We start from the raw sequence: 15,534 nt of genomic DNA on the forward strand, positions 1-15,534 counted from the left end.
CGCGGTGAAACTTAGACGAAAATTAAAGATTCCAGGTAAGAAAGCCGGCGTGGCTCAGCGCGGTGAATTGGGCGCAGGCGGAAAGCTGACTGCCACCCGCAGGCCACCCAGCGGCGACTGGCCCAGTGTCAACGCGGCGCCGTGGCGATCCGCGATGGCCTTGACGATGGCGAGCCCGAGCCCGCTGCCGGGCTCGACCGTGCCGGCCGGGCGGTAGAAGCGGTCGAAGATACGCGCGTGCTCGTCGCGGGCGATGCCAGGGCCGCTGTCGTCGAGTGTCAGCACGGCATGGCCGGCACCGAGCGCGACGCGCAGCGCTACGCTGCCACCCGCCGGGGTATAGCGGATGGCGTTGTCGAGCAGATTGCGCACCAGCACCGCCAGCGCGTCGGCATTGCCGGTGACGCGCGCGGCCGGGTCGAGCTCGCTCGACACCGCCACCTGCTTGCTGGCGGCCAGCGTGGCGGTGTCGGCCAGCGCCAGTGCAGCGCCCTCGATGAGCGCAGTACCGGCGGCCTGCGGCAGGGCCGTGGCGGCATCCTGGCGCGCGAGTTGCAGCAGTTGCTCGGTCAGCCGTACGGCGCGCTCGGTGCCGCTGACCAGGCGTTCCTGCGCCTGGGTGCGGGCGGCATCGTCCTTGGCGCGCGCCAACAGCTGCACCTGTAGTTTCAGCGCTGTCAGCGGTGAGCGCAGCTCGTGCGCGGCATCGGCCAGAAAGCGCTGCTGCCGCGCCAGCGAATCGCCCACGCGTGCCAGCAGCTGGTTGATCTCGGCCACCAGCGGCTTGATCTCGCGCGGCAGCGCGGCTGTGCTGACCGGTTCGAGCGAGTCGGGGCTGCGCTCGCTGAGCTCGGCCTGCACCCGCGCGAGCGGCTTCAGCGCGGCGGTCACCACCCACCAGGCGGCCATCAGCAGCAGCGCCGAGCCGAGCCAGATCGGCCACAGCGAGCGCAGCGCGATGCCGATCGCGCGGTCACGCCGGGCCTGCAGCTGCTGCGCCACCTGGATGACGCGATGATGCGTGTGCACGGCGTAGACGCGCCATTCGCCGTTGAACAGCATGACGTTCGAATAACCGATCACCGATTGCTCGGGCAGCGTGCGGTGCGGGCGCGACTGGTAGACCTTGACGCCGTCGTCACTCCAGATCTGGATCACGAAATCGAAGTTGTTGCCGCCTTCCTCGGCGTTGAGCTGTAGCGTGTCGAAGGCGCTGTCCTGCAGCGCCAGCGCCATCTGCTGCATGTGGTAGTCGAACAGTTTGTCGGCGGCGCTCAGCGAGGACTGGAACGCGGTGATGAACTGCGCCGAGGCCGACGCCAGGATCAGCACGCCCAGCAACACCAGCAGGCGGATGCGCAGCGAGGCCATCATGCGCGTCATGGCTTGGCCGCCATGTAGCCGACGCCGCGCACGTTGACGATGAAATCCTGCCCCAGCTTCTTGCGGATGCCGTGGATGTAGACCTCGACCGCATTGCTCTCGACGTCGGGCAGGCCGCCGTACAGGTGCTGTTCGAGCTGGGCCTTGGAGAGGATGGCGCCGGGCCAGGCGATCAGCGCTTCGACGAGCGCCCATTCGCGCGCCGACAGCACCACCAGCTCGCTGTCGAGCAGGGCCTCGCGCCGCAGCGTGTTGAGGTAGAGCGGGCCGCGGCGGTAGCTCATTGCGCGCTGGCCGCCGGCACGCCGCAAGAGCGCTCGGATGCGTGCGCCGAGTTCGTCGAGATCGAAGGGTTTGACAAGGTAATCGTCGGCTCCGGCGTCGAGCCCCTGCACCCGTTGCTGCACCGTGTCGCGCGCGGTGATCACCAGTAACGGCGTGCTGTCGCGCCGGCCGCGCAGGGCGCGCAGCACCTCGATGCCATCGCTGCCGGGCAGGCCCAGATCGAGCAGCACCAGATCGAAGCCGCGCGCCTGCAGCTCGGCGTCGGCCGCGTCGCCGCGGGTGTGCCAGGTCAGCGCGAAGCCTTCGTCTTCGAGTGCGCTGACGATGCTCTCGCCTATCATCCGGTCGTCTTCGACTAGCAGCAGTTTCATGGGGCCCCCATCCTGATTGAGGCGCAGTCTATTACAGTCCGGCCCGGCTGGTCGCGGCGGCGTGCGATTCGGCTAAAATGGGCGCCGCAACGATATGAGGAGTGCCACATGCTGATGGTGATTTCTCCGGCGAAAACGCTGGACTACACCACTCCGCCCGCCACCGGGCGCCACACCGAGCCCGCGTTTCTCGACCGTTCGGCCGAACTGATCAAAAGCCTGCGCGAGTATTCCCCCGCCGAGCTGGGCCGGCTGATGACGATCAGCGACGAGCTCGCCGTGCTCAACGCGGGCCGTTACCAGAGCTGGCAGCGGCCGTTCACGCCGGACAACGCCAAGCAGGCCGTGCTCGCCTTCATGGGTGATGTTTACGAGGGGCTGCACGCCGCCAGCCTCGATGCTGGCGCGCTCGACTACCTGCAGTCGCGGCTGCGCATCCTCTCCGGCCTCTACGGCCTGCTGCGGCCGCTCGACCTGATGCAACCCTACCGGCTGGAGATGGGTACGCGGCTCGGCAACCCGCGCGGCAAGGATCTGTACGCGTTCTGGGGCGACGCCATCACCGACGCGCTGAACGAGCTGCTGGCGGATGCAACGCAGCCGGTGCTCGTCAATCTTGCGTCGGACGAGTATTTCCGCTCGGTCAGGCCGAAGCGGCTCGCCGCACGGCTGATCACGCCGGTATTCCAGGACCTCAAGAATGGCCAGTACAAGATCATCAGCTTCTACGCCAAGCGCGCGCGCGGACTGATGGTGCGCTACGCGGCCAGCCATGGCCTGACCGAGCCCGAGGCGCTGCAGGGCTTCGACTACGACGGCTACGGCTTCGCCCCCGAGGTGTCGGAAGGCGATACCTGGGTGTTCCGCCGCGACCCGGCGGCCAGCCATGCTTGACTGGCCACGGCTGCGCACGTCGCAGCGCCTCGTCGGGATCGTGCTGCTGCTGGCCGTGACGGGCTTCGGTGCGCTGATCGCGCTCTATCCAGGGCTCGCCTTCGGTGCGCGCGTGCGCACGCTGGCCGCGCCCATGCTGATGCTCGGCGTGGTGCTGCACCCGGCCACGCTGTACGGCTCGCGCGACGTCATCAGCTGGTCGCGCACACCCTGGCCTTGCCGTGCGGCTTACTGCGCCGCGGCGGCCTGTTTCGGCTACGGCTGGGTAGCCACCCTGCTGGGCTAGCCGCGCCGACCTGCCATGGCCCCGGCATGGCCGGGCGATCTGCTTATGCGCACGCGCGAACCTTGTTGTCAGATTTTATATTTTCTATAGAGTTATCGCTCTAAAACCGCAATCAATAGCGGACCGGAAAATAGGGAGGAAAGACAACATGAAGCAAGCCCTGATCGCGGCTGGTCTGGCCGTGCTCGCCTGCAGCGGCGTGCGCGCCGAGGTGATCGCGAGCGGCATGAGCGCGGCCGAGAACACCTTCCAGACCAGCAACCAGCGGCTGTTCGCCTCGTCGGACGGCGCCTTCTACGAGATCACGCGCGACGGCCTGGGCTGGCACAAGATGCCGGTCGTTGCGGCGTTCAAGGATGGCGGCAATCGGCCCTGCTACTACCTCGGCATCACCGAGTCGGCCGGGACGCTGTACACCGTGTGCACCGAGAGCAATTTTGATCCGCTGGCGAGAAAGCACCTGTTCGGGCTCGACCCGTACCAGGCCGTGCCCAGGCTGACCGAGGCCGGCGAGCTGGGCGGTGTCGCCCTGCCCAACGGGCTGGCCGCCGACCGTAGCGGCAACCTGTATCTGGCCGACAGCGGGCTGCCGCTGCTGCCGGGGGTGATCCACAAGATCACGCTGGCCGGCGCCTACACGATCGCCACGCAGAGCGTGTTCCACCGCTTCGCCGCGTGCAAGCCCAACGGGCTCAAGCACGACGCGGACCGGCTGTATGTGTCGGTCAACCCGTTCAGCTATATCGGCCTGTCGCAGTTGCTGCGCTACGACATCGGCGCTACGGGCCTGGCCAACAAGGCGTCGGTTTACACTTCCTGGGCCTTCCTCGACGATTTTGCGCTGGTGCGGGGCGGCGCGGTGATCGCCGAATTCCTCGGCGGCCGCATCAGCCATGTCAGCGAGGCGGGCGCGGTGCTGCACACGGCCGCCTTCAGCCAGCCGACCTCGGCCACGCTGCTGACCGCGCCGGCCTTCGGTGCCGGCAGCCTGCTGGTGACCGAGCGCGGCAAGGGTACGATCAACCGCTTCGACAGCGGCTGGAGCCTGGCGCCACGCTAGCGCGTGGCCTGGCGATCGCCGCTCAAGCGGCCTTGCGGCTCAGCGGGATGTCCGCGAAATCCGCGCTCTTGTCGAGGGCTGCGAGCGTCGCCGCGAGCGGCGCCGGCGGCGGGATCAGCTTGCGCTCGCGCATGTCGAGCCAGGCGCCGGCGACCTCGTGGCGGGCCGCGAGGCGGCCATCCTGCTTGTAGATGTGCTGGCGGAAACGGAAGCGCGAGTTGTCGGCGGAGGCGCCGGCAATCTCGACCTCGATGGTCAGGCGCTCGCCGAGCTTCGCTTCCTTGAAGTATTCAGTCTCTTCCTTGAAGATTACCGGGCCGAACACCAGTTCGGCGAATTTCTCGGGCGTGAAGCCATTCTCGGCCAGCCACTCGATGCGGGCATGGGTGCAGAAATCCGCATAGGCGCTGTGGCGCACATGATGGTTCATGTCGACGTCGGACCAGCGTACTTCGATGATCTTGCTGAACTTGGCCATGCTGGCTTCCTTTTTTAAAACGAACGGTCGTGCTATTGTTGTCCGTATGATCATGCTTTGCAAGCGGGGCGTCAAACATGGGCAAGGGTGAACAAACCAGGGCGCTGATCCTGCTGGAGGCGCTGGGGCTGGCGAGCCAGGTCGGCATCGAGGGCCTGACCATCGGCGTGCTCGCCGAGCGCCTGAAGCTGTCGAAGAGCGGCCTGTTCGCCCGCTTCGGCTCGCGCGAGGAGCTGCAGCTCGCCGTGGTGCAGGCCGCCCAGGACGAGTTCACCGCGCTGGCCGTGAAACCGGCGCTGGCGGCGCCGCGCGGCCTGGCCCGGTTGCGCGCGCTGTTTGGGCTGTGGCTCGGCCGCCTCGATGTCGAGGGCCGGCCGGGCGGCTGCCCGCTGCTCGGTGCCGCCGCCGAATTCGACGACCAGCCCGGCCCGGTGCGCGATCAGCTGGCGCGCGGGCAGCGCGCCCTGCGCGACATCCTCAGCGGCGCGGTGACACGTGCGGTCGAGACGGGCGAGCTGCGCGCCGACACCGATGCGGCGCAACTGGCCTTCGAGCTGTTCGGGCTCATTCTCGCCACCCACCACGACCTGCGCCTGCTCGGCGATGCCGGCGCCCCCGGCCGGGCCCTGCGCGGCATGGAGCGTATGCTGGCCCTACACCAGCCATCGTCATCGGCTGCCAACGGGTAGGCGCAATCCGTTGTCTGTCGCTGCGTAGCGCACGGGCGGCGGCGACGTTTGCTAACATGGGGCATCACCTGTACCGAGGAGTCCTCATGGAAGAGCTGCAAACCGTGCGCGATCGCGATCAGTCGCTGAAGAACATCGTCACCCTGGTCTACGCCCTGCAGGCGCTGGCCTACTTTACCGGTGGGCTCGCCGCGCTGGCCGCGGTGATCGTCGCCTACGTCAAGCGCGACGACGTGCGCGGCACGCTCTTCGAGAGCCATGTCGAGTGGCAGATCGGCACCTTCTGGATCGGCCTGGGCCTCGCCGTGCTGGGTGGCCTCACCTTCTGGTTCGGTCTCGGCTTCATCATCTGGGGCGTGGCCGGCATCTGGGTGCTCTATCGCATCATCAAGGGCTGGCTCGCGCTCAACGACGGCAAGGCGGTCGGCTGATGCGGGCCTTGATCCAGCGTGTTGCCGAGGCGGCGGTCAGGATCGATGGCGTCGTCGTCGGCGAGATTGCCGCCGGCCTGCTGGTGCTGGTCGGTGTCGAGGAGGCGGATACGGCTGGCGACATTGACTGGCTCGCCAGAAAGCTCGCCAACCTGCGCATCTTCGCTGACGAGGCGGGGGTCATGAACCGCTCGGTGCTCGATGTCGGCGGCGAGGTACTGGCGGTGAGCCAGTTCACGCTGCACGCGAGCTGCCGCAAGGGCAACCGGCCGAGCTACAGCCGGGCCGCCAGGGGCGAGCTGTCGCAACCGATGTACGAGGCCTTTTGCGAGGCGGTGGCCGGCCTGATCGGCAAGCCGGTCGCGCGTGGGGTGTTCGGTGCCGACATGAAGGTCAGCCTCGTCAACGATGGCCCGGTGACGATCTGGCTCGACTCCAAGGCGCCGGAGTAATCGCATCAGCCACCGTGCGGACGCTCACGACACCGGGTGCAGGCCGTTTGGCGCCCGGCGTCAGCCGAACCACGCACCGATCGCCTGCTTCCAGCTGCGTGCCCGCAGCGGCGCCTCGCGTAGCAGTCGCATGGCCCACCGCCGGGCCTCGGGACGCTGCCGCTGGCTGCGGTAGTAGTAGCAATGGTCATCGAGCACCAGCACCATGCGCTCCTTGATTTCCCGCCGATAGGGGGCGTACTGCGGGTCGGCGCGCAGCCGGTGCAGCATGGTGTCCTCGCCAGCGAAAGGGGGGGCTGTGGTGTGCGTCAGGCTGCCCGAGCGGATGCGGTAGATGCCGGTGTCGGCCGGTGCGAAGTAGAGGTCTGCGCGCAGCGCGCAACGCAGCCACAGCAGGTAATCTTCGGCGCGCTGCTGGCTTTCGTCGAACATACCGGCTTCGATCAGCAGGTCTTTGCGGATCAGGCAGGTCATGATGCCGATCAGGCATGACTTCAGAAAGTGCGTGACCGGCCGTTTCAGGCAGCTGACCCTGCCGGCCTCGTAGTCCTTGCCGATCAGCGCGTACAGGTAGGGCGAGCGCTCGGCCAGCGGCCGGCGCTGAACCGGATGCACGTTGTCGAGCGGCGTCATGTGGAAGTGCGAGGCGATCCAGCGGGCTTCCGGGTGCTGGCGGACGGCATTCCAGCCCGTAGCCAGTGCATTGGGCAGCCACAGGTCATCCGAATCCAGAAACCCGATCCACTGGCCGCGTGCGGCTTCGATGCCCGTATTGCGCGCACTGGCCACGCCCTTGCCGCGGCTGTTGGTGATGACCCGCAGATGCGCCGGATCGCGCGTCGCCAGCTCGGCCAGTATGTGTTGGGTGGCGGTGTCGTTGCTGTGGTCGTCGACCACGATGATCTCGATCGGCGGCAGCGCCGAGTCGGTGCATTCCTGCGCCAGGATCGATTGCACGGCCTCTTGCAGCAGTTGCCCCGTGTTGTAGACGGGGATGATGATGGAGATCATTGGGGACCTGGCACCATAGGGGTTGGGGAAGCCGCGCACTTGCGGCGGGCATGTCGCGTCTATATAACGCGATGCCATGCCACCAAGATGACACAAACCCCGACGTTTATCCGCGCGGGGTCAGATCATCCAGGCGCCCAAGGCCTGTTTCCAGGTGCGCGCCCGCAGTGGCGCTTCTCGCAGCAGTTTCAGTGCCCAGTGTCTGGCCTCGGAACGGTGTTTTGCGTTGCGATAGTAGTAACAATGATCATCGAGCACCAATACCAGCCGCTCGCGCAGTTGCCGGTTCCACGGCGTGTAGCGAGGGTCGGCGAGCAGCTTGCGCAACATGCTGTCCTCGCAGGCCAGGGGCGGTGCGCTGGTGCGCGTCAGGCTGCCCTTGCGCATGCGGTAGATGCCGGTGTCGGCCGGCGCGTAGTACAGGTCGGAGAGCAGGGCGCAGCGCAGCCACATCATGTAGTCCGACGCGCGCTTCTGGTTTTCGTCGAACAGACCTGCGTCGATAAGCAGTTCCTTGCGGATCAGGCAGGTCATGATGCCGATCAGGCAGGACTTGAGAAAGTGGCTGACCGGCTGCTTCAGGCAGGTGGCGCGGCCCGCCTCGTAGTCGGAGCCGAGCAGCGAATACAGGTAGGGCGAGCGCTCGGCCAGCGGCTTGTTCTCCGGCGGCGCGTCGGAGCCGAGCATGGTGAGCAGGAAATGGGCGGCCACCCAGCGCGCCTGGGGATGCTCGCGCACGACCTGCCACAGGCTGGCCATGGCGTTGGGCAGCCACAGGTCATCCGAATCGAGAAAGCCTATCCATTGTCCGCGCGCCGCCTCGATTGCCGTGTTGCGCGCACCGGCGACCCCCTTGCTGCGTTGATTGCGCAGCACGCGCAACACGCCGGGGTAGCGCGCTTCCAGCGAGGCGAGGATGGACTGGGTGTTGGCATCGCCGCTCGCGTCGTCAACGACGATGACCTCGACCACCGGTAGCGGCAGCTCGGTCGGCGCCTGCGTCACGATGGACTCGATGGCTTCCAGTAACAGCGGGCCGGTGTTGTAGACCGGGATGACGATCGACACGTCCGGTGAGGACAACGAAAACCGCATTGCTCGGCTCCGGCTCGCGGATGGTTGTATGACAGGTGCACATCTTAGCGCGCCGTTGCCGATTAGTGAACGTTATCTGATTCCGCATTCATACCGCGATGTGGCCTCTGGCTTGGCTTGGCCAGACCCGGCCGGGGTACGGGCAACCGTGTCAGGCGTGGCCCGGATGGCCGCAGGCGGCGCATTGCGGATCGCGTTTGAGTCGCATTTCGCGCCATTTCATCTCCAGCCCGTCGAGTAGCAGCAGCCGCCCCGTCAGCGTGCTGCCGGCCGGGATCAGCAGCTTCAGCGCCTCGGCCGCCTGCATGCTGCCGACAATGCCGACGAGCGGGGCAAACACGCCGAACAGCGCGCACGGGCCATCGTTGGCCTCGCCGGTATCGGGAAACAGGCAGTGGTAGCAGGGGCTGTCGTCGCGGCGTAGGTCGAACACGCTGATCTGGCCGTCGAAGCGCACCGCGGCACCCGATACCAGCGGCTTGCGGTGCCTGACGCAGGCGGCGTTCACCGCATGGCGGGTGTCGAAGTTGTCGCAGCAGTCGAGCACGACATCGGCGCTCGCGATCAGTGCATCGAGCCGCGCACCGGACACGCGCTCGGTGACGGCCTCGACCGCGCAGTCGGGGTTGATTTCATGGATGCGGCGCTTGATCGACTCGGCCTTGTTCTCGCCGATGCTGGCCATCGAGTGTGCGATCTGGCGCTGCAGATTGGTCTTGTCGACCTCGTCGTGGTCGCAGATGGTGATCCGCCCCACGCCGGCCGAGCCGAGATACAGGCCGGCCGGCGAGCCCAGCCCGCCGGCACCGATGATCAGCGCGTGGGCATCGAGCAGGGCCTGCTGCCCCTCGACGCCAATCTCGTCGAGCAGGATGTGGCGGCTGTAGCGCAAGAGCTGGTCATCATTCATGCGGGCAGTGTAGCAAGCCGGGCTGCGCCGCAACAATCGGGAGAAATGACTACGCTGAATTGCCTGCCACTTGAAAACAAAATACAAAATAATATAATGTGATTACTGAAAGTAATTGGCGACCCTCGCCAGCCGCATGAAGGACGGACCGAATGACCCCCATACTCAAGAAGCCCGCGCTGTGCCTTGCCCTGGTTTTGGGCGTGCAGCCCCTGTCTGCCGGGGCGGCGCCGCTCATGGCCGCGACGGTCGATTACCGCCAGGTGCCGCTGACCTATGCCAGCGAAGGCACGGTCGAGGCGATCAAGCAGTCGACGGTGGCGGCGCAGATCGGCGGCCGCGTGATGGAGGTCAACTTCAAGGTCGGTGACTATGTGAAGGCCGGCCAGGTGCTGGTGCGCATCGATCCGCGCGAGACCGGCCAGGCGCTGGCTGCCAGCCAGTCGCAGGTGGCGCAGGTGAAGGCCGCGCTCGACGAGGCCAAGCTCCAGTACGAGCGACAGCAGCAGCTGTTCGCGCAGAAATTCATCTCGCAGGCCGCGCTCGACTCGGCGCAGGCTGCCTACAAGGCCGCGCAGGCTGCCTATGCCGCGGCGCTGGCCGGCAGCGGCGCGGCCGCCACCACGCACAGCTTCGCGACCGTGATCGCACCTTACGCGGGCGTGGTGTCGGCGGTGCAGGTCGAGGTCGGCGACACCACCTTTCCCGGCAAGCCCTTGATGAGCGGCTTCGACCCGGCCGACCTGCGCGTCGTTGCGACCTTGCCGCAAGCCAAGTGGGACGCGGTGCGCGGCGGTGCCGGCGCCAAGGTCGAGATCCCGGCGCTGAACCGCTGGCTGGTGCCGACACACGTGACGGTGCTGCCCGTTGCCGACGCGCGTCGCCATACCGCCCAGGTCAGGCTGGACCTGCCGGCCGATACCCGCAACGTGGTGCCGGGCATGTTCGCGCGCGCCCATTTCGTCACCGGCGAGGCGCGCAAGCTGCTGGTGCCGGCGGCCGCCGTGCTGCGCCGCTCCGAGCTGACCGCCGTCTACGTGATCGGCCCCGGCGAGCGCACGGCGCTGCGCCAGGTGCGCCTGGGGGACGCGGCCGGGGAGGCCGGCATTGAGGTGCTGGCCGGGCTCAAGGCTGGCGAACGTGTCGCGCTCGAGCCGGTGAAAGCCGGCCTGGCCCGCTGAGGACCGCGCCATGGGCATCTCGGGCCGTATCGCCAAGCTGTTCCTGCAATCCCAGTTGACCCCGCTGATCGCGCTGGTGGCGCTGCTGCTGGGGCTGTTCGCCGTGTGGGTGACGCCCAAGGAGGAGGAGCCGCAGATCAACGTCACCATGGCCAATGTGTTCATCCCGTTCCCCGGCGCCTCGGCCAAGGATGTCGAGGCGCTCGTGGCCACGCCGGCCGAGCAGGTGCTGGCGCAGATACAAGGGCTCGACCATGTGTATTCGGTGTCGCGCCCCGGCCTTGCCGTGCTCACCGTCCAGTACAAGGTCGGCGTGAGCCGCGAGACGGCGCTGGTGCGGCTGTGGGATGCGATCCACGCCAATCGCGACTGGGTGTCGGCCCAGCTGGGCGTGGGCGAGCCCATCATCAAGGCCAAGGGCATCGACGACGTGCCCATCGTCGCGCTGACGCTGTCCACCGCCGATGCCGAGCGCGGCGCCTTCGATCTCGAACGCGTCGCCCATGCGCTGGAAGTCGAACTCAAGCGCGTGCCCGGCACGCGCGAGGTGAGCACGATCGGCGGCCCTGGGCGCAAGCTGCGCGTGCTGCTCGACGCCGACAAGCTGGCCGCGTTCGGCGTGTCTGCGCTGGAGATCCAGCAGGCGCTGCAACTGTCGAACATCGCGTTGCCGGCGGGCTCGCTCGTGCGCGACAACCAGCAGGTCGAGGTCGAGACCGGCAACTACCTCGAAAACGCCAGGGATGTGGCCAGCCTCGTGGTCGGCATGGCGCAGGGCAACCCGGTCTACCTGTCCGACGTCGCACGCATCGTCGATGGCCCGGACCAGCCTGTACGCTATGTCTGGAGCGGTGCCGGCGCGGCCGCCAAGGGCGCGGGCGGCGAGCAGCCGGCCGTGACGCTGGCGATCACCAAGAAGCCCGGCGAGAACGCGGTCGACGTCGCCCACGCGGTGCTGGCGCGCGTGGCCGAGCTGCGTGGCGCGGTGATTCCCGATGGCGTCGAGGTCACGGTCACGCGTAACTATGGAGAGACGGCCAACGATAAGGCGATGAAGCTGATCCAGAAGCTCGCCTTCGCCACGCTGTCGGTGGTGGCGCTGGTGTTCATGGCGCTCGGCCGGCGCGAGGCGGTGATCGTCGGCGGCGCGGTGATCCTGACGCTGGCGGCGACGCTGTTCGCCTCGTGGGCCTGGGGCTTCACGCTGAACCGGGTATCGCTGTTCGCGCTGATCTTCTCGATCGGCATCCTCGTCGACGATGCGATCGTGGTGGTCGAGAACATCCACCGCCATCGCCAGCTCGAGCCCGGCAAGCCGCTGGCCGAGATCATCCCGGCGGCGGTGGACGAGGTCGGCGGGCCGACCATCCTCGCCACCTTCACGGTGATCGCCGCGCTGCTGCCGATGGCCTTCGTGTCGGGGCTGATGGGGCCGTACATGAGCCCGATCCCGATCAACTCCAGCCTGGGTATGGTGATCTCGCTGGCGATCGCCTTCATCGTCACGCCCTGGCTCGCGCTCAGGCTGACCGGCAAGCACGCAGCGGTCCACGGCGCGCAGGAAGAGGCCGCCCAGCACGGCAGGCTGATGCGCCTGTTCACGCGCATCATGTCGCCATTCCTCGACGACAGCCATGGCCGCCGCCAGCGCCACAAGCTGTATCTCGGCATCGTGGTGGCGATCGTGCTGTCGGTGTCGCTGGCCGGTTTCAAGCTGGTGGTGATGAAGATGCTGCCGTTCGACAACAAGTCCGAATTCCAGGTGGTGGTCGACATGCCGGCCGGCACGCCGCTCGAACAGACGGCGGCCGTGCTGCACGAGCTCGGCGCCGAAGTGGCGCGCGTGCCCGAGGTGACGGATTACCAGGCCTATGCGGGCACCGCCGCGCCGATCAATTTCAACGGCCTGGTGCGCCAGTACTACCTGCGCCAGGCGGCCGAGCTCGGCGACCTGCAGGTGAACCTGCTGGACAAGCACCATCGCAGCCGGAAGAGCCACGAGATTGCGCAGCAGGTGCGGCCGGCGCTCGAAAAGATCGCCGCGCGCCACGGCGCCAAGCTCAAGGTGGTGGAGGTGCCGCCCGGGCCGCCGGTGATGAGCCCGATCGTGGCCGAGGTCTATGGCCCCGACGAAGCGGGGCGCATCGCGGTTACCAAACGTCTGCGCGAGCATTTTCGGCAGACCGCCGACATCGTCGCGATCGACGATTCGGTCGAGGATGCGGCGCCCAAGCTGCGGCTCAAGGTCGACCAGGCCAAGGCGGCCCAGCTCGGCGTGGCGCAGCGCGACATCGTGGCGACCATGCGTGTCGGCCTCAATGGCAGTCCGGTCACGCCGCTGCATGACGGCCAGGCCAAGTACGAGGTGCCGGTAACGCTGACGCTGCCGCCCGAGCGCCAGTCCAACCTCGACGAGCTGCTCAAGCTCGCGGTGAAGGCGCAGGACGGTACGCTGGTGCCCTTGTCCGAGCTGGTCCGCGTGCAGCCGGCGAGCCACGAGCGCGCGCTGTTCCACAAGGATCTGCTGCCGCTGGTTTACGTCATGGGCGACATGGCCGGCCGGCTCGACAGCCCGCTCTACGGCATGTTCGCGATCCGCGGCGCGGCCGTCGGCGAGGCGCTGCCCGAGGGCGGCAGGCTGACCGATTACTTCATCCGCCAGCCGTCCGACCCCTATCGCGGCTATGCGATCAAGTGGGACGGCGAGTGGCAGGTCACCTACGAAACCTTCCGCGACATGGGTATCGCCTATGGTGTCGGGCTGATCCTGATCTACCTGCTGGTGGTGGCGCAGTTCAAGAGCTACCTGACGCCGGCCATCATCATGGCGCCGATCCCGCTCACCGTGATCGGCGTGATGCCGGGCCACGCCCTGCTCGGTGCGCAGTTCACCGCGACCTCGATGATCGGGATGATCGCGTTGGCCGGCATCATCGTGCGCAACTCCATCCTGCTGGTGGATTTCATCAAGCTGCAGCTGGCCGCCGGCATGGCCTTCAAGCAGGCGGTGATCGAGGCCGCGGCAACGCGGGCCAAGCCCATCGTGCTGACCGGCGTGGCCGCGATGATGGGGGCGTTCTTCATCCTGGACGACCCGATCTTCAACGGGCTCGCGATCTCGCTGATCTTCGGCATCCTGGTATCCACCGTACTGACGCTGGTGCTGATCCCGCTGCTGTATTACGCCGCTTATTCCCGCCGGCCGGACATCTCCGGCCAGGCCTGATTCGACTGAAAGGAGTCAATATGACCGTCAACCGCTTTATCCGTATTTTTGCGGGCTTCATGGTGCTGCTCTCGCTGGCGCTGGGCGTGCAGGCCAGCCCCTTGTTCGTGAGCCAGAACTTCCTGTGGCTCACCGCGTTCGTCGGCGCCAACCTGTTCCAGAGCGGCTTCACCCAGCTCTGCCCGCTGGCCACGATCCTGCGCAAGCTTGGCGTGAAAGACCCCGAGTGCGGCGCCAGCTGTAACTGATCCATCCCGTTCAATCCATTTCGCCCAAGGCAAGGAGCGCATGATGAAACAGAATATCGGCAATACCGAGCGCGTGATCCGCGTGGTGGCGGGGCTCGGCATACTCAGCCTCGTGTTCGTCGGCCCGCAGTCGATCTGGGGGCTTCTTGGCCTGGTGCCGATTGCCACCGGGCTCAGCGGTTGGTGCCCGCCTTACGCGATTTTCGGCATCAGCACCTGCAAGACGAAAATCGATCACTGACAGCTGACGGCGATACCGGCCGGTGGCCACTGGCACCGGCTGGCGCCGCGTTCACGGGAGAATCCGATGACGGACTGGATACAGGCCCCGCCTGGGCTGGTGTTCGCCGTGTTGGCGGTGGGCATCTACGGTGTGTGGCAGTTTTACCGGCGTGCCGGCTTGCAGCAGATCAGCGTTCAGCAGGCCGTCGAGCTGATCAACCGCGAGGGCGCGTTGTTTCTCGACGTGCGCGAGGCGGCCGAGCTGGCGGCGGGACGGCTGCCGCAGGCGCTGCATATCCCGCTGGGCCAGCTCGAAGCACGCTGGCCCGAGCTCAAACCGCATCAGGACAAGCCGTTGATCGTCAACTGCCAGCTCGGCGGCCGCTCGATGTCGGCCTGCCGCATCTTGAAAAGCCATGGCTTTGATCACATATACAACCTTTCAGGCGGCTTCAGCGCTTGGCAGCAAGCCGGCCTGCCCTTCCAGAAATAGGAGTCTCGAATGCCAGAAGTCACCATGTATTCCACTGCGGTGTGCCCATATTGCGTCGCGGCCGAGCGCTTGCTGCTGAGCAAGGGCGTGAAGGACATCAAGAAGATCCGCGTCGACCTCGAGCCCGCCTTGCGTGAGGAAATGATGACAAAAACCGGCCGGCGCACGGTGCCGCAGATCTATATCGGCGAGCGCCATATCGGCGGCTTCGACGACCTGTCGGCGCTCGACCATGCCGGCGGCCTCGATCCCCTGCTTGCCCTCTGACACACCGGAGCCGGCCCGTGCAAAGGGCCGGCCATACTCACTCTGGAGCCCCGCATGCATCTCGTCTGCCCGCATTGTTTCGCGACCAATAACGTGCCGGCCGAGCGCCTGGGCGACCAGCCCAAATGCGGCAAGTGCAAGCAGCCGGTGCTCGACGGCCACCCGGTCGCCTTGAATGGCGGCAATTTCGACGCGTTCCTGACGCGTAACGAGCTGCCCGTCGTGGTCGATTTCTGGGCGCCATGGTGCGGCCCGTGCCGTAGCTTCGCGCCGGTCTACGAGCAGGCTGCAGCCCAGCTGGCGACGCGCTTCCGTTTCGCCAAGCTCGATACCGAGGCGGAACAGCAGCTCGCCGCACGCTTCAATATCCGCAGCATCCCGACGCTGGCCGTGTTCCGCCAGGGGCAGGAACTGCAGCGCATCGCCGGTGCATTGCCGGGGCCGCAGCTGCTGCAATGGCTGGATCAGATCGGCTGATCTGCATCAAGCGCGTCGCTGGTTCTTAACTTGGCGCTCTATTCGAATCATGAGATGATTCCGGCCTGCAAAAAG

At 66.8% G+C, this 15,534-nt stretch carries 19 protein-coding genes; 13 read left to right on the plus strand and 6 right to left on the minus strand.

The genetic code is table 11. The features are described 5' to 3' along the window. Positions 1-54: 54 nt before the first annotated feature. Both ABWL39_RS01050 and ABWL39_RS01055 read right to left on the minus strand, forming a co-directional pair. On the minus strand, positions 55-1,383 hold the full coding sequence (locus ABWL39_RS01050; RefSeq protein ID WP_367786359.1) for an ATP-binding protein: 1,329 nt from the start codon (positions 1,381-1,383) through the stop codon (positions 55-57). Beyond that, positions 1,380-2,039: a response regulator transcription factor gene (locus ABWL39_RS01055; protein WP_367786361.1), complete on the minus strand. Its 660-nt coding sequence runs from the start codon at positions 2,037-2,039 to the stop codon at positions 1,380-1,382. The genes ABWL39_RS01050 and ABWL39_RS01055 overlap by 4 nt, the downstream gene beginning before the upstream one ends. A gap of 108 nt (positions 2,040-2,147) precedes the next feature. Here ABWL39_RS01055 and yaaA point away from each other — a divergent pair, with 108 nt between their 5' ends. The 3 genes from yaaA (at position 2,148) to ABWL39_RS01070 (ending at position 4,279) form a co-directional block, all read left to right on the plus strand. Then, the gene (gene yaaA, locus ABWL39_RS01060) at positions 2,148-2,933 is read left to right on the plus strand and encodes a peroxide stress protein YaaA (protein WP_367786362.1); all 786 of its coding nucleotides are present in this window, start codon (positions 2,148-2,150) and stop codon (positions 2,931-2,933) included. After that, positions 2,926-3,219, plus strand: coding sequence for a hypothetical protein (locus ABWL39_RS01065; RefSeq protein WP_367786363.1), 294 nt, complete (start codon positions 2,926-2,928; stop codon positions 3,217-3,219). The genes yaaA and ABWL39_RS01065 overlap by 8 nt, the downstream gene beginning before the upstream one ends. 148 nt (positions 3,220-3,367) lie before the next feature. Further along, on the plus strand, positions 3,368-4,279 hold the full coding sequence (locus ABWL39_RS01070) for a hypothetical protein (RefSeq protein ID WP_367786364.1): 912 nt from the start codon (positions 3,368-3,370) through the stop codon (positions 4,277-4,279). A 22-nt stretch (positions 4,280-4,301) separates the two neighbouring features. Here ABWL39_RS01070 and ABWL39_RS01075 read toward each other — a convergent pair whose 3' ends face one another. Further along, positions 4,302-4,757: an acyl-CoA thioesterase gene (locus tag ABWL39_RS01075; protein ID WP_367786366.1), complete on the minus strand. Its 456-nt coding sequence runs from the start codon at positions 4,755-4,757 to the stop codon at positions 4,302-4,304. A gap of 77 nt (positions 4,758-4,834) precedes the next feature. Here ABWL39_RS01075 and ABWL39_RS01080 point away from each other — a divergent pair, with 77 nt between their 5' ends. The 3 genes from ABWL39_RS01080 (at position 4,835) to dtd (ending at position 6,329) form a co-directional block, all read left to right on the plus strand. Continuing rightward, entirely contained in the window at positions 4,835-5,446 is a 612-nt protein-coding gene (locus ABWL39_RS01080; RefSeq protein WP_367786368.1) for a TetR/AcrR family transcriptional regulator, read from the plus strand. 86 nt (positions 5,447-5,532) lie between these two features. Then, positions 5,533-5,877 (plus strand): DUF4870 family protein, encoded by a 345-nt coding sequence (locus ABWL39_RS01085; RefSeq protein ID WP_367786370.1) that lies wholly within the window; start codon positions 5,533-5,535, stop codon positions 5,875-5,877. Further along, positions 5,877-6,329: a D-aminoacyl-tRNA deacylase gene (gene dtd, locus ABWL39_RS01090; protein WP_367786372.1), complete on the plus strand. Its 453-nt coding sequence runs from the start codon at positions 5,877-5,879 to the stop codon at positions 6,327-6,329. Before ABWL39_RS01085 ends, dtd begins: the two co-directional genes overlap by 1 nt. 60 nt (positions 6,330-6,389) lie before the next feature. On the opposite strand, the gene ABWL39_RS01095 is transcribed toward dtd, so the two are convergent. The 3 genes from ABWL39_RS01095 to ABWL39_RS01105 all read right to left on the minus strand — a co-directional run bounded on the left by ABWL39_RS01095 (position 6,390) and on the right by ABWL39_RS01105 (position 9,345). Beyond that, positions 6,390-7,340, minus strand: a complete 951-nt coding sequence (locus ABWL39_RS01095) for a glycosyltransferase family 2 protein (protein WP_367786374.1) — start codon at positions 7,338-7,340, stop codon at positions 6,390-6,392. A gap of 120 nt (positions 7,341-7,460) precedes the next feature. Next, positions 7,461-8,435, minus strand: coding sequence for a glycosyltransferase family 2 protein (locus ABWL39_RS01100; protein ID WP_367786376.1), 975 nt, complete (start codon positions 8,433-8,435; stop codon positions 7,461-7,463). Positions 8,436-8,586: 151 nt separating this feature from the next. Further along, positions 8,587-9,345 carry a ThiF family adenylyltransferase gene (locus ABWL39_RS01105; RefSeq protein ID WP_367786378.1) on the minus strand — a complete coding sequence of 253 codons (759 nt, stop codon included), beginning with the start codon at positions 9,343-9,345 and terminating at the stop codon, positions 8,587-8,589. A gap of 152 nt (positions 9,346-9,497) precedes the next feature. Between ABWL39_RS01105 and ABWL39_RS01110 the strand changes: the two genes are divergently transcribed. The 7 genes from ABWL39_RS01110 to trxC all read left to right on the plus strand — a co-directional run bounded on the left by ABWL39_RS01110 (position 9,498) and on the right by trxC (position 15,459). Then, on the plus strand, positions 9,498-10,526 hold the full coding sequence (locus ABWL39_RS01110; RefSeq protein ID WP_367786380.1) for an efflux RND transporter periplasmic adaptor subunit: 1,029 nt from the start codon (positions 9,498-9,500) through the stop codon (positions 10,524-10,526). A 10-nt stretch (positions 10,527-10,536) separates the two neighbouring features. Continuing rightward, positions 10,537-13,752, plus strand: a complete 3,216-nt coding sequence (locus ABWL39_RS01115; protein ID WP_367786381.1) for an efflux RND transporter permease subunit — start codon at positions 10,537-10,539, stop codon at positions 13,750-13,752. A gap of 20 nt (positions 13,753-13,772) precedes the next feature. Further along, the gene (locus ABWL39_RS01120) at positions 13,773-14,000 is read left to right on the plus strand and encodes a DUF2892 domain-containing protein (protein WP_367786383.1); all 228 of its coding nucleotides are present in this window, start codon (positions 13,773-13,775) and stop codon (positions 13,998-14,000) included. A 43-nt stretch (positions 14,001-14,043) separates the two neighbouring features. Further along, positions 14,044-14,241 carry a DUF2892 domain-containing protein gene (locus ABWL39_RS01125; protein ID WP_367786907.1) on the plus strand — a complete coding sequence of 66 codons (198 nt, stop codon included), beginning with the start codon at positions 14,044-14,046 and terminating at the stop codon, positions 14,239-14,241. Positions 14,242-14,307: 66 nt separating this feature from the next. Continuing rightward, the gene (locus ABWL39_RS01130; protein ID WP_367786384.1) at positions 14,308-14,715 is read left to right on the plus strand and encodes a rhodanese-like domain-containing protein; all 408 of its coding nucleotides are present in this window, start codon (positions 14,308-14,310) and stop codon (positions 14,713-14,715) included. Positions 14,716-14,724: 9 nt separating this feature from the next. Next, on the plus strand, positions 14,725-14,982 hold the full coding sequence (gene grxC / locus ABWL39_RS01135) for a glutaredoxin 3 (RefSeq protein ID WP_367786386.1): 258 nt from the start codon (positions 14,725-14,727) through the stop codon (positions 14,980-14,982). Positions 14,983-15,036: 54 nt separating this feature from the next. Continuing rightward, entirely contained in the window at positions 15,037-15,459 is a 423-nt protein-coding gene (gene trxC / locus ABWL39_RS01140) for a thioredoxin TrxC (RefSeq protein ID WP_367786387.1), read from the plus strand. Positions 15,460-15,534 lie beyond the last annotated feature (75 nt).

The organism is Chitinivorax sp. PXF-14, assembly GCF_040812015.1.
Taxonomy (GTDB): domain Bacteria; phylum Pseudomonadota; class Gammaproteobacteria; order Burkholderiales; family SCOH01; genus JBFNXJ01.